Origin of the sequence: Escherichia sp. Lx600-2, assembly GCF_036662595.1 — a bacterium.
GTDB classification, from domain to species: Bacteria; Pseudomonadota; Gammaproteobacteria; order Enterobacterales; family Enterobacteriaceae; genus Escherichia; species Escherichia coli.
Window position 1 is genome coordinate 1 of record NZ_JAYQWM010000089.1, and the last position, 13162, is coordinate 13162.

At 45.9% G+C, this 13162-nt stretch carries 14 protein-coding genes; all 14 read left to right on the plus strand.

The window, feature by feature from the left end:
* The first annotated feature begins 7 nt into the window (after window positions 1-7).
* A complete protein-coding gene (locus OQV04_RS20550; RefSeq protein ID WP_042845618.1) occupies window positions 8-322 on the plus strand; it encodes a Rieske (2Fe-2S) protein in 315 nt (104 codons plus the stop codon).
* Window positions 323-324: 2 nt separating this feature from the next.
* Window positions 325-633, plus strand: coding sequence for a recombinase-like helix-turn-helix domain-containing protein (locus OQV04_RS20555; protein ID WP_042845619.1), 309 nt, complete (start codon window positions 325-327; stop codon window positions 631-633).
* A gap of 58 nt (window positions 634-691) precedes the next feature.
* Entirely contained in the window at window positions 692-1732 is a 1041-nt protein-coding gene (locus OQV04_RS20560; protein WP_048605948.1) for an aromatic ring-hydroxylating oxygenase subunit alpha, read from the plus strand.
* Window positions 1725-2480 carry an SDR family oxidoreductase gene (locus OQV04_RS20565; protein WP_042845621.1) on the plus strand — a complete coding sequence of 252 codons (756 nt, stop codon included), beginning with the start codon at window positions 1725-1727 and terminating at the stop codon, window positions 2478-2480. Before OQV04_RS20560 ends, OQV04_RS20565 begins: the two co-directional genes overlap by 8 nt.
* Window positions 2481-2509: 29 nt before the next feature.
* Window positions 2510-3286, plus strand: coding sequence for an IclR family transcriptional regulator (locus OQV04_RS20570; RefSeq protein WP_042845622.1), 777 nt, complete (start codon window positions 2510-2512; stop codon window positions 3284-3286).
* A gap of 110 nt (window positions 3287-3396) precedes the next feature.
* Complete coding sequence (locus OQV04_RS20575) at window positions 3397-4323, plus strand: VOC family protein (protein WP_048605946.1); 927 nt, start codon at window positions 3397-3399, stop codon at window positions 4321-4323.
* 4 nt (window positions 4324-4327) lie between these two features.
* Window positions 4328-5542: an NAD(P)/FAD-dependent oxidoreductase gene (locus OQV04_RS20580; protein WP_131680056.1), complete on the plus strand. Its 1215-nt coding sequence runs from the start codon at window positions 4328-4330 to the stop codon at window positions 5540-5542.
* A 21-nt stretch (window positions 5543-5563) separates the two neighbouring features.
* Window positions 5564-6844 carry an MFS transporter gene (locus tag OQV04_RS20585; RefSeq protein WP_198860958.1) on the plus strand — a complete coding sequence of 427 codons (1281 nt, stop codon included), beginning with the start codon at window positions 5564-5566 and terminating at the stop codon, window positions 6842-6844.
* A 24-nt stretch (window positions 6845-6868) separates the two neighbouring features.
* Window positions 6869-7381 carry a cupin domain-containing protein gene (locus OQV04_RS20590; protein ID WP_042845626.1) on the plus strand — a complete coding sequence of 171 codons (513 nt, stop codon included), beginning with the start codon at window positions 6869-6871 and terminating at the stop codon, window positions 7379-7381.
* Window positions 7382-7396: 15 nt separating this feature from the next.
* On the plus strand, window positions 7397-8236 hold the full coding sequence (locus OQV04_RS20595; protein ID WP_129466672.1) for an alpha/beta fold hydrolase: 840 nt from the start codon (window positions 7397-7399) through the stop codon (window positions 8234-8236).
* 10 nt (window positions 8237-8246) lie between these two features.
* The gene (locus tag OQV04_RS20600) at window positions 8247-9041 is read left to right on the plus strand and encodes an SDR family oxidoreductase (protein ID WP_042845628.1); all 795 of its coding nucleotides are present in this window, start codon (window positions 8247-8249) and stop codon (window positions 9039-9041) included.
* 10 nt (window positions 9042-9051) lie between these two features.
* The gene (locus OQV04_RS20605; RefSeq protein WP_042845630.1) at window positions 9052-9843 is read left to right on the plus strand and encodes an aspartate dehydrogenase; all 792 of its coding nucleotides are present in this window, start codon (window positions 9052-9054) and stop codon (window positions 9841-9843) included.
* A 13-nt stretch (window positions 9844-9856) separates the two neighbouring features.
* Window positions 9857-11326: an aldehyde dehydrogenase gene (locus OQV04_RS20610; RefSeq protein WP_042845632.1), complete on the plus strand. Its 1470-nt coding sequence runs from the start codon at window positions 9857-9859 to the stop codon at window positions 11324-11326.
* A gap of 41 nt (window positions 11327-11367) precedes the next feature.
* Window positions 11368-13011 (plus strand): thiamine pyrophosphate-binding protein, encoded by a 1644-nt coding sequence (locus tag OQV04_RS20615; protein WP_131680053.1) that lies wholly within the window; start codon window positions 11368-11370, stop codon window positions 13009-13011.
* The last annotated feature ends 151 nt before the right edge of the window (window positions 13012-13162 follow it).

The following is a 13162-nucleotide window of genomic DNA, read 5'->3' on the forward strand; positions in this document are numbered from 1 at the left end:
GAAAACAATGAGCTGGATTGCGGTATGTGATGTATCACAGGTTCAAGAAGAATTTCCTTTTTCCGCCAAAGTTGATAATGCCGAGATTGGGATCTTCTTGGTTGAGGACCAATATTACGCCTTGGAAGATGTTTGCCCGCATGCTTATGCCCTTTTAAGTCAAGGTTTTGTAGAAGATGGAAAAGTTGAATGCCCACTACATGAAGCCATTTTCGATATCAAAACCGGAAAATGTTTACGTGAACCAGGAGGTCGTGACTTAAAAACCTACCAAACGCGAGTTCACGAAAACCAAATCGAAATCAGTTTAATTGAGGAGTAGAAATGGAACCCATTCAGAATTTTAATCCTTATTTACCTGCAAATAACCAAATCATTCCTGCCCGTGAAGGAGGGAAAGGCAGTATTCAAGCACCGGGAAGTGCCCCCAATATTGTTTGGCAAACCCGTTCACGTATACCTGATGAATATGAGACCACTCTAATTTCGGCACTTGAGACTCTATTTGCAGCAGGCACTGAAACCCTTGATGAATTAGTTAGCGCATTAAACCAACTGCAAATATATGACCGACAAGGTCACCTTTGGTCTTCCAGCAGTTTCCGAGAATTTCTTCTCGTCAATGGTTATTAACACCTTGGCATTACTCAGAAAATATAATTAAAACGCCTTTGATAAACGGAAGCAAATCATGACAACCAATACACAACTTCAAAACTCTCAAGAATATTTAGATGTTGGGTTACGTGGACAATGGTATCCCGTATTATCCAGTTGGGAAGTAAGCAGTAACCCTATTGGCATCACTCGGCTCGAAGAACAAATCGTTTTATGGCGAGATGATAAAGGCCAACTTCACGCACTTGAAGATAGATGCCCACATCGTGGCGCTCGATTATCAATGGGGTGGAACCTAGGTGAACGCATTGCTTGCTGGTACCACGGCGTCGAAGTCGGTGGCGACGGTGTCGTTAAAGATGTTCCAGCGGTCAGCCAATGTCCGCTTGAAGGGCAAAAATGCTTAAAGACCTACCCAGTTCAAGAAATTCATGGGGCTATTTTTCTCTACTTTGCTGTCATTGAAGGTGAAACCCCACCCGCTCTTGAGTTCCCTGAAGAATTAGCGGATGACGAAAATCACAGTCATTTCCTATGTACTGCCTCATGGAAATGCAATTACCAGTACGCGTTAGAAAACGTAATGGACCCCATGCACGGAACCTACCTCCATTCATCATCACATTCAATGGCTGAAGGAGACAAACAGTCAGAGATGATCCTTGAAGCGACAAAAAATGGTTTCATTTTCCGTAAGAATGACCAAATTGGCGTCAACTTCGATTGGGTCGAATTTGCGAGCACAGGCGCAAATTGGATGCGCTTATCCATTCCTTATCAAAAACGTTTTGGGCCGGGTGGGCATTTTTGGATTATCGGTATGGTCGTTCCTGAAGACCGTGATCATACTCGGGTCTTCTTCTGGCGCATCCGCAAAGTCAAAGATTGGCAACGTGATTTATGGCGCTTTATGTACCGCAATCGTCTAGAAGGGTTGCACTGGGATGTCTTAGAACAAGACCGCGTTATTTTAGAAAACCTTGCGCCTAACGCACGTAATAGAGAATTCCTCTACCAACATGATGTGGGGCTATCGCGCCTACGCCGGATAATGCAGCGTGAAGCGAAAAAACAATTTGACCTAATAAACAGCAAGGTAGCTGAAAATGCGTGACTTATTAGTGGGCAAACGGATTGTTATCACTGGGGCAGCCAGAGGGCTTGGCTTTAGTTTTGCCCAAGCCGCAGCACAGCAAGGGGCTCATGTTGTCTTATGTGACATCCTAGAACAACGGTTACAAGAAAGCGTTGAAACACTCCGTAACCAAGGCCTTGATGCACAAGGTGTTCAGCTTGACCTTGCTTCCCCTGATTCAATAGCGCATGCATTCGATATCATCGGTCAGCAAGGGGTTATTGATGGTTTGATCAATAACGCAGCTCTTGCAACAGGTGTAGGCGGCAAGTTACTGGATGAGTATGACATAGCACTGTGGGATAACGTCATGACCGTCAATGTCAGAGGAACATGGCTAGTCACAAAAGCGGCTTTGCCATTTTTAAAACTCAGTGGCCATGGAAAAATCGTCAATATTGCCTCCGATACTGCACTGTGGGGTGCACCAAAGCTAATGGCTTATGTCGCCAGTAAAGGGGCCATTATCAGTATGACTCGTTCAATGGCTCGCGAACTTGGTACTCACCGCATTTGTGTGAATGCTATTGCACCGGGGCTTACCAAAGTTGAAGCAACAGAATATGTCCCTGCTGAGCGCCACCAGCTTTATGAAAATGGCCGAGCACTACAAGGTGAACAAATCCCTGAAGACGTAACGGGCACCGCGTTGTATCTACTTTCACCAATGGCTAATTTTGTCACAGGGCAATTAATTCCCGTTAATGGTGGCTTTGTTTTTAATTAACTAACCAAGTTGGCTAAGGGGTTAAGGCAATGAGTTCAACATGCAAATATTTAATACCGGGTTTGGAAAAAGGGTTACAACTTCTTCTTCTCCTCGCTCAGCAACATCGTGAGTTAACTTTTGCTGAAATCTTGCGCTTAGTCGATATGCCAAAGGCTACGGCATATCGGGCTATCCAAACATTGGTGCATTTGGATTTTCTCGTCCAACACCCACGCACAGGGGCCTTTTCTCTGGGGCGAAAAGTATTAAGCCTTGGTCTTGGTTATATTGCATCGTTAGATTTAACTCAATTAGGTCAACCCATTATCGAACAATTGAGAGACCGTAGCCAATGTAACAGCCATTTAGTTATCCGCGATGGCACAGATATTATTTATATCGCTCGGGTCAGTGGTGCCGAATCAAAAATTAACCACGTCAGTGTCGGAACACGTTTATCCGCGCATCGTACCTCACTTGGGCGCATGCTACTTAGTGGGCTGAACCGTGCGGAATTTGATGCACTCTACCCTCACGATGAGTTACCCGACAATGCAGGCAGTAAACACGAATTCTGGCAAATGATCCAAGCCGACAAATTGCGTGGCTACGTGATCGGCGAATCATTTTATCGTCGGGGGATTTCATCCATTGTTTACCCCGTCTACAACCAAGCTAATGGCGTAGAGGCGGTGATTAGCATCATGGTACCGATGAACAGTATTCCGGCACAGGAACGCCAGCGATTACAAAATGAAGTGAGTTATGCCGCGCAAAGATTGACTGAATTTATTGGTGGTATGAACCAAGCAAAAGCCGTTTAGCGTTAACCAATTATCTACCCTACATTTTTAGGTTTATTGCCATAAGCCTCAGACTCCTTTTGCCCAAAAGGTGCCTTTGGCAATAACACCAATCTACAGAGGACTTTGCTATGTCAGTGATTGGAATAGAAAAATTAGAATTTGGTGTCGAAGACATCCCTAACTGCCAAAAATTTTTACATGATTTTGGCCTACAGGTTACCGCGGTCAACCCGTCATTATTTTCGACGCTCTCTGGGGCAAAAATACAACTTTTTGACCATCAAGACCCTACACTTCCCCCTGCTTTTGAAACAGGCTCAACCCTGCGTCGAATAACTTGGGGGACGGAAAATGCCACTGAACTCAATAAAATCATCGAAAACATTCAGGGCTGTGATGGTTTCAAACTTACTGGAGATGGCGCCGAATGCCGTGACCCGAATGGTATGACAGTGGCTTTTACCGTCACTCAGCAACAGAGCGTCGAAATAGAAATCTCACCAATCAACCAATGGGGGGATATTCGCCGTATTGATCAACCTAGCCCTGTTTACGAAAAAGCAACGCCAATTAATGTGGGCCATGTGGTATTTTTTGTCGACGACTTACCGTCCACAGAAGCCTTTTATTGCCAAAAGCTGGGTTTTCAAGTCTCTGACCGTTATATCGACCGTGCTGTCTTTTTACGTGCTCAAGTTAATGGTTGTCATCACAATTTATTCCTACTCAAATTACCACACCGTGGCAGCGGCCTTAATCATGTTGCCTTTACCGTACGTGATATCCATGAAGTCATTGGCGGGGGCTTAGCAATGAACCGGCAGCAATGGAGCACCTTTATTGGTCCTGGTCGCCACCCGATTTCATCGGCTTATTTTTGGTACGTTAACAGCCCGACCGGTGGCGCCTTTGAATATTACACCAATGACGATTTCTTGACGGATAAATGGCAGCCTCGCGAACTGGAACATTCACTGGTTTCATTCACCGAGTGGGCGGTGGAAGGCGGTCTAGATTATGAAACCCGTCGTCAAGTCAAACCGGTAAAGGAGTAACCCTATGAATTCCTTAATCCAAGGTGGTATTGTCATTATTGGCGGTGGGCAAGCAGGTGGCTGGGCGGCAAAAACCTTACGAGATGAAGGTTACCAAGGCCAAATTTCTGTTATCAGCGATGAAGATCATGACTTTTATGAACGCCCACCGCTATCAAAAGCCGCACTCACACTAGAAAGCTTTGCGCTGTCTCGGTTATTTAGTGAAGAAGCCACCCAAGCCTTACATTTGCAATGGTTTCGCCCAGTGCGAGCCACTAAGATTGATACAAAAACAAAATGTGTTCACCTCAATGATGGCCGTATTGTAACATTTGAAAAACTGTTACTCGCCACAGGTGGACGCCCCCGTTACCTCTCCAATGATTGGCAAAAACACCCACAAGTTTTCGCATTACGCTCATGGAACGATGCACAACAACTACGCTCAGCACTCCTTGAGGCAAAGAAAATTGCCATCATTGGTGGCGGGTGGATTGGCTTGGAGGTCGCTGCCTCTGCACGTCAAATGGGAATAGATGTCACAATTTTTGAGCGTCAAAGCCGCCTATGCGAACGCAGCGTTCCACAAAATGTCTCTGAAGCATTGGCACAGCGCCATACCCGAGCTGGCGTACATATCATTACGGATTGTGGTGACATTAAGCTTGGGGAGTCAGTGACTCGCTTACAAATCACTTGCCAGAAGCAACCATGGCAAACATTCGACCTAGCCGTAATGGGGATTGGGGTTGAATTAAACCTTGAACTCGCCAAACAAGCTGGGCTTGATATCACCCATGGTATTGTTATCAATGACCAAGGGCAAACCTCACACCCTGATATTTACGCTGCTGGCGACGTGGCTTGTCATCCAACACTTTCTTTATGTCTGCAATCTTGGGCTTACGCACAAAACCAAGCCATCACGACGGCAAAAGCCATGTTAAACCCGCAATCAGAAGGGTTTGATGAACCAGCTTGGCTATGGTCGGATCAATACCAAGATAATATTCAAATATTGGGCATACCAACTTCGCAAGCGCAACAACACATCCAGCGCTATACACCAAACTCAGAGGTCCATTTTTCCCTGAATGACACTAATGAATTGGTGCAAATGATTGCTTTCAATGATGCACGCGCTATCAAGCTAGGTAAGCGTTGGATGCAAAGTCACCGCAAACTGGATCCTTCTGAACTTGCTGATCCAACATTTTCACTGATGTCACTGAAATAGTGTACAGCAAGGAGAAATAACATGGCTAATCAAAGCATTACCTTACAAGCCAAGGAACATGACCAACAAGCCCAAGACATCCCTGAAAAAATTAATTGGTTAATCCCAATTGGCTTATTTTCCTGTGTATTGCTCGCTTTCTTCGACAAAATCAGTATTGCAGCTCTGTTTTCAGATGAAAAGTTTCAGCAGGCACTTGGCATTGACTTTGATCCAACACGTTTAGGTCTGCTGATGAGCGCATTTTTATTTGCTTATGGCGTTTCCTCAATGTTACTTAGTGGAATTGGCGACCGATTCCACCCAACCAAAATGCTACTGTTTATGATTAGCAGTTGGTGCTTCTTAATGATTTTCATGGGGTTTACCCATCATTACGGCACGATGGTTTTTCTGAGGATCTTGCTCGGTATTGCTGAAGGCCCCCTACTAGCCATTGCTTACGCCATTGTACGCCGCACATTTCCACCTAAGATGCAGGCTCGCGCCACTATGATGTGGTTACTTGGAACTCCAATTGGAGCGGCTCTAGGCTTCCCTATCGCCCTATATCTTCTGAATAATTTTGGCTGGCAAAGTACCTTCTTTGTGATGGCGGCCTTTACCGTACCCGTTTGGTGGCTAGTCGTGATTGGTATCCGTCACCCTAACTTAGTAAATCGTCAGGCTCAAACCAAAAACTCAGCGGGTGAAAAACGACCAGCCGAACAGCTCGCGACCATACAAGCCCATAAAAAACGCTTATTCCAAAATAGCCATTTTTGGATTATCTGCCTGTTTAACATCGCTTTTCTTGTTTATCTTTGGGGGATGAATGGCTGGTTACCAAGCTATTTAATTAAAGGGAAATCAATCCACTTAGAGCATGCAGGGGTCTTATCCTCTCTCCCCTTTATCGCCATGTTGTTTGGCGAAGGAATAGGCGCATGGTTGTCTGACCGCTATGACCGTAGAGCTTTAGTGTGTTTTGTATCTCTCTTAGGTGCGGTATTGGGCTTAGCTGGAGTGCTATTCCTCACTGATACCTACAGCATCATCCTCATGATGGCATTTAGCATGTTTATGTGGGGAGCAGGTGCTCCCAATATCTTCGCTCTACTCGCTAAAGTCACACAAAAACAAGTCAGTGCATTGGCCGGTGGCATATTCAATGGCCTAGGAAACCTCGCTGGCGCGGCTGCACCTCTGCTGATGGGGGTGCTGATCACCGCCACTCACACTATGGATAGCGGGCTGTTATTTATCGTAATTATTGGTTTAGTCGGCAGCCTACTACTTCTGCCTCTACTGAAAAAATACTAATCACTCTGTGTAGGAGATAACGCTATGTCACAACCTCAAATCAAACCCCAAGATATCCCAATGGCACAATGGATAGAATCACGAATTGCTCGCCTTGAAGGCCGTAAATATGACTGGAACGCCTTGAAATTCCAAGCTGATTACGACCCTAAATATCGTCGTGCCCAAATGCGCTACATCGGTACTGGTGCAACAGGTGTTGCTAATGACGTGAATACCGTCCCCGCAGAGAACTTCACTTTCTCCACCATGGTATTACCTGCCAAATGTGAAGGCCCCTTACATTTACATCCTGATGTTGAAGAAGTGTTTTTCATGCTGAAGGGCACTATTACGCTATTTGTTCGTGATGGTGACGAAGAGTATGAAACGGTTCTCAAAGAACGTGACCTAATTTCTGTTCCAGCGGGGATTTACCGTGGTCTATTTAATCATGGAGAGGAAGAGGCATTAATGTGCGTGATGATTGGCACACAAAAGCCTGCAATCCCGACTTACCCAGAAGACCACCCGTTATCTAAAGTGAAACGTAACTAACCGGAGTTATCAGTGATGAATTTGCCAATCGAAAAACTTCCTGCACAACAACTGGCTGATTTTGGCCAATACCGCCTTAATTGGCGCTGTTCAGGTCATGGGCATGCCGTCGTTTTATTGCACGGGATCAGCTCTGGCTCGGCCTCATGGGTAAGCCAACTGGCTTCTTCATCACTGACCGACCACTATCGACTGTATAGCTGGGATGCTCCCGGCTATTCGGGCAGCTCAATGCTCAACACAGCGAAACCAACTGCTGTTGACTATGCTACAGCATTAAAAGCTTTTTTAGATAGCCTAAAAATACAACAGGTCGTTTTAGTCGGGCATTCACTCGGAGCCTTGATGGCTAGCGCTTTTGCCGCACAATATTCTCAGCGAGTAAAAGGATTATTTTTAGCTAATCCAGCTCAAGGCTATGCCTCTAAAAGCCCTGAACAGCAAGCTTCCGTGTATCAACAACGGCAGATGATTGTAACTAATTCAGGGTTACAAGCCTATGCTGAAAACCGAGCCGCCGCCCTACTATCACCCAATGCAACCCCAGAAAAAATCGATTGGGTGAAACAAAATATGGAAAAACTTAATCCCCAAGGCTTTCTTGCGGCAGCATGGATGTTAGCCCATGACGATATTAGTTTGTATTTAAAGGGTTATAACGGGCCAATCGAAATACTGGCAGGCGCTGATGACACCATTACGCCACCACAACAAGTACAGCAGCTCGCGATACAACAAGAGTGCCCTTTTTGGTTGATTAAACAAGCGGGACATGCCAGTTACCTTGATACCCCCACACAGTTTAATCACCATTTGAAACAATTTTTAGAGACGGTATACAACCCAGTCGAATAAAGGAATCCTTATGAATTTACAGTTAAATAACCGTATTGCTGTCGTGACTGGAGGGAGCTCTGGTATTGGTTTTGCAACAGTCAAACTGTTACTCGACGAAGGTTGTAAAGTTGCTTTTTGTGGTCGAGATACTGAAAAACTACAACACGCTCTCAATACATTACGGTCTCTCTACCCTCAAGGGGAATTTATCGCACAGCGCTGTGATGTCCTCGATAAGGCACAAACAGAAAACTTCGCTCAACATGTTTATCAACACTATGGGCAAGTTGATCTTCTGATTAACAATGCGGGTCAAGGCTATGTTGCAAGCTATGCTGACACTCCTGAAGCCGCTTGGTTACATGAAGCACAATTAAAATTATTTGGTGTCATTAACCCAGTAAATGCTTTTTTACCTTTCTTAGAACAATCCAATATTGCGTCAATTACCTGTGTTAATTCGTTATTAGCGTTACAACCCGAGCCCCATATGGTTGCCACATCTGCCGCACGCGCTGCTCTGTTGAACATGACATTAAATTTATCGAAAACATTGCTACCCAAAGGGATACGCGTTAACTCAATTTTGCTCGGTATGGTCGAATCAGACCAATGGCGGCGTCGTTTCGAAAACCGGAGTGATAAAAGCTTGGATTGGCAGCAATGGATTGGCGATATCGCTAACAAGCGAGGGATCCCGATGCAACGTTTGGGGAAACCAGAAGAACCAGCCCGTGCCTTAGTTTTTTTAGCTTCACCGATGGCTTCGTTTACCTCCGGTGCCGCTTTAGATATTTCGGGTGGCTTTAGCCATCACATTTAAAGGGTTAATTATGAAAACATTAATGTTGATTGGTTATGGTGCAATGGCACAAGAAGTGATTGCTCGTTTACCTAGTGGAATAACCCTTCGCTGGGTTGTGGCTCGCCCTCATCACCATAACGCAATACAAGAACGCTTCAAGGGCGCGGTGCTCCCTATTGATAGCCTTGATGACTTTAACGAACACCCCGATTTAGTGTTGGAGTGTGCTGGTCATCAAGCGGTACAGCAGTATGCGCCAACCATTTTACAAAGGGGCTGGACTCTTGCCATTATTTCCACTGGTGTACTGGCTGATGCCACTTTCGAAAACACACTAACCACATTAGCAAAGCGTCATCAAAGCCAACTAATTCCTCTCTCAGGCGCGGTTGCTGGGCTTGATGGTTTACGAGCAGCCAAAGAGGCGAACATTACCCACGTCATTTATCAGTCACGTAAAAGCCCTGCCAGTTGGCGCAATGGTGCTGCTGAGCGTTATATCGACTTATCGAGTGTCTCTGAAGCTACCGCCTTTTTTAGTGGTAGTGCGCGAGAAGCTGCCTTGAACTTCCCAGCCAATGCTAATGTTGCCGCTACCGTTGCACTGTATGGCATAGGTATGGATGCAACTCAGGTACAACTCATCGTTGATCCGGACACCACCAAAAATTCGCATCAAATTGATGTAAGAGGGGATTTCGGGCATTTTTCTATTGAGTTAAATGGCAACCCCCTACCTTCAAACCCAAAGACATCTATGCTTGCAGCCCTAAGTGCCGTTGAAATTTGCCGCCGTATTGCTGAGCAACAGGTAAGCTAATAGGAGCCTAATCATGAATAAAATGGATATTTTTGTGGGGGGAAAATGGCAACAAGGTCGTGGACCTGAAATGCAATCACGTTTTCCGGGTGATAACCATGTCGTTGCTACTCTCAACAGTGCCAGCCTTGAAGATGTCCAAGACGCCGTAAACGCGGCGGACAAAGCTTGGCGAGAACCTACCTGGCGCAATATGCCTGCGCATCAACGCGCGGCTATCTTATATAACGTCAGCGCATTGATTGATGAGCAGCGTGAAACCTTAACGCAATTACAAACTTTGGACAACGGGAAGCCGTGGGCTGAAGCGCGTGGTTTAGTCATGAGCGCAGCCGCCACCGCACGTTATTTTGCCGCCGTTTGTGAGGTTTCTGGAGGGGAGCTTCCACCTCGACGCCAACCAGACTTGATGACAATAAGCACTTACCAACCCATCGGAGTGATCGCCGCCATCACACCGTGGAACTCCCCCATTGCCAGCGATATGCAAAAAATTGCTCCGGCGCTTGCCGCAGGTAATGCGGTTATTTTAAAACCTGCAGAAGCCACGCCACTAATTTCATTAAAATTGGCAGAACTCTTTGAACAAGCAGGGTTACCAAGTGGCTTACTCAGCGTATTACCGGGAAAAGGCTCTATTGTGGGTGATGCATTGGTTCGCCACCCGTTAGTGCGAAAAATCTCTTTCACCGGGGGGACAAACACGGGTCGCCAACTGGCTCATATTGCGGCTGATAAACTGATCACGACCTCCCTCGAACTGGGTGGGAAATCCCCAACAATTGTGCTAGCAGATGCTGACCTAGACATTGCCGCTCATGGAGTCTGTTACGGTATTTTTAGTTCAATGGGGCAAGCTTGTATCGCAGGTTCTCGCTTATTTGTTGCCCGCGATATCTACCAACCTTTTATGGAAAAATTAACCCAATTAACCCAGAACTTGATTATTGGCGACCCAAGGCAAGAACGCATCCATGTGGGGCCTTTAATTTCAGCGGCTCACCGTGATAGCGTCAAAACCTACGTTGAACAAGCCGTCCAACAAGGCGGTCATATTCGCCTTGGCGGTACCGTTCCCACAGACCCCGCACTACAAAATGGCAATTATTTCTTACCGACCATTATTGAAGGCCTCAGTAATCAATCTAGTGTTTGCCAAGAAGAAATCTTCGGCCCCGTCTTAGTGGTGATCCCCTTTGATGATGAAGCCACATTGATCCAAGAAGCTAATGATTCCGTTTATGGGCTGGCTGCGGGGATTTGGACTCGCGACTATACTCGCGCCTTTAAACTGGCGGATGCCCTTGATGTAGGAACAGTTTGGGTCAATACCTACAAAGTTTTTTCCATCTCAACCCCATTTGGGGGCTTTAAAGAAAGTGGCATTGGCAGAGAAAAAGGCTTAGAAAGCCTAAAAGCCTATATGCAACAAAAAAGCCTTTTTTTGGCACTTAACCCACAACCAAACCGTTGGTGTGAATAGCTTATCCGTTAAAGGATTACGGCTGCATTTAGGAGAATACAATGTCTGAAATGATTACAGTTGGCGAAGCTATCGCCAGAACACTTGAACAATACCAAGTCACAACGGTTTACGGGGTTATTTCTATTCACAATTTACCTATTGCCGATGCGATTGGCCGTCGTGCTAAAATTGACTTTACCCCAAGCCGTGGAGAAGCCGGAGCAGTAACTATGGCCGATGCACACAGCCGTTTTAGTGGCTTAGGCGTCGCGCTAACGAGTACGGGGGCTGGAGCAGGAAATGCAGTGGGGTCAATGATTGAAGCTATGAATGCTTGTTCACCAATGCTCCACATTACTGGGCAGGTTGAAAAAGCCTATTTAGATATGGATGCAGGGTTTATTCATGAAACAGCGGATCAACTGGGTTTCTTGCGTTCAAGCTCTAAACAAGCATTCCGTGTACATACACCAGAACAAGCGGTGGCGACACTGCATAAAGCAATCCAAGTTGCGCAAACCGCCCCATGTGGCCCTGTTTCGATTGAAATCCCCATTGATATTCAAAGTGCCCAAGTGCCATTGTCCTTATTAAGTGCCCCGCTTTCTGTGCCAACTTTGCCCGCAATTTGCTCATCACAGATAGAAGCCATTTGGGACAAACTTCAGCATGCACAGCGCCCATTATTGTGGGTCGGTGGCGGTGCATTGCAGGCGGTAGAAGCCGTTAAACGCTTGGCTAACCAAGGTGTCGCCGTGATCAGCAGCACCCATGGAAGAGGTATTTTATCGGATGATCACCCGTTCAGCCTGCGTGCTTTTCATAATGCGGACTCAATTGAGACATTAATGCGTGAATGTGATTTGACGCTGGTCGCGGGCTCCCGGTTACGCAGTAATGAGACTAAAACTTGGTCATTACCATTACCTCACCCCATCATCCAAATTGATATTAACCCGTTAGCGGCAAACCGCAATTACTTAGCCGACCTCAATATCACAGGGGATTGTAAAGGCCTGCTTAATGCGCTTGCCGATAAAATTGAGCAAGCTAACCGCCCAGTTTCTTCTGCATGGAAACAGCAAATACAACAAGCCGTTCAGTTGGCAGAACAGCAATTAAGGGCACAATGCGGGCCATACAGTGAACTCAGTGATGCTGTCGAGCAAGCCTTACCCGAACATGGTATTTTTGTGCGGGACATTACTGTATCAGGCAGCTTATGGGGCAGCCGTTTATTAAAAGCTACACAGCCGATGCACAATATTCATTCCTTAGCGGGTGCCATTGGCTTAGGCCTTGCGATGGCCATTGGTAGTGCGAAAGCCAACCCAAATACCGCAGTGATTGGCTTAGTTGGGGATGGCGGCTTGATGTTAGGGGTCGGTGAGCTTGCGACTATGGCTCAAGAACAACTACCGATTGTGTTGATAATCATGAATGACCAAGGTTATGGTGTCATGCGTGGTATTCAGGAAAAATATTTCTCAGGTCGCCAATATTATAATGAGTTATTAACACCATCATTTAGCCAACTAGCACAATCGATGGGGATCACCGCCCTAACGGTAGATAAACCCAGCGAATTCCAACCTATACTTCATCAAGCTGTTGCTTTAAAGCGGCCAGTTGTCGTTGAAGTATTAATGAATCATATCGGTAAAATGAATTTCTCGGGCCCCCCGCAGAAAAAACTATTTTAACCTCTAACTTCTTATCGAGCGCGGCACTCCGTCGCGCTTTACAAATCCATTAAACAAAAAACTCTCCTATGTCTGATACAAATTACTTTCCTAGCTGATTCACCACATTTTGCTCAATATGGCAAAAAATCCGCTCCTGACAACAGGTTAG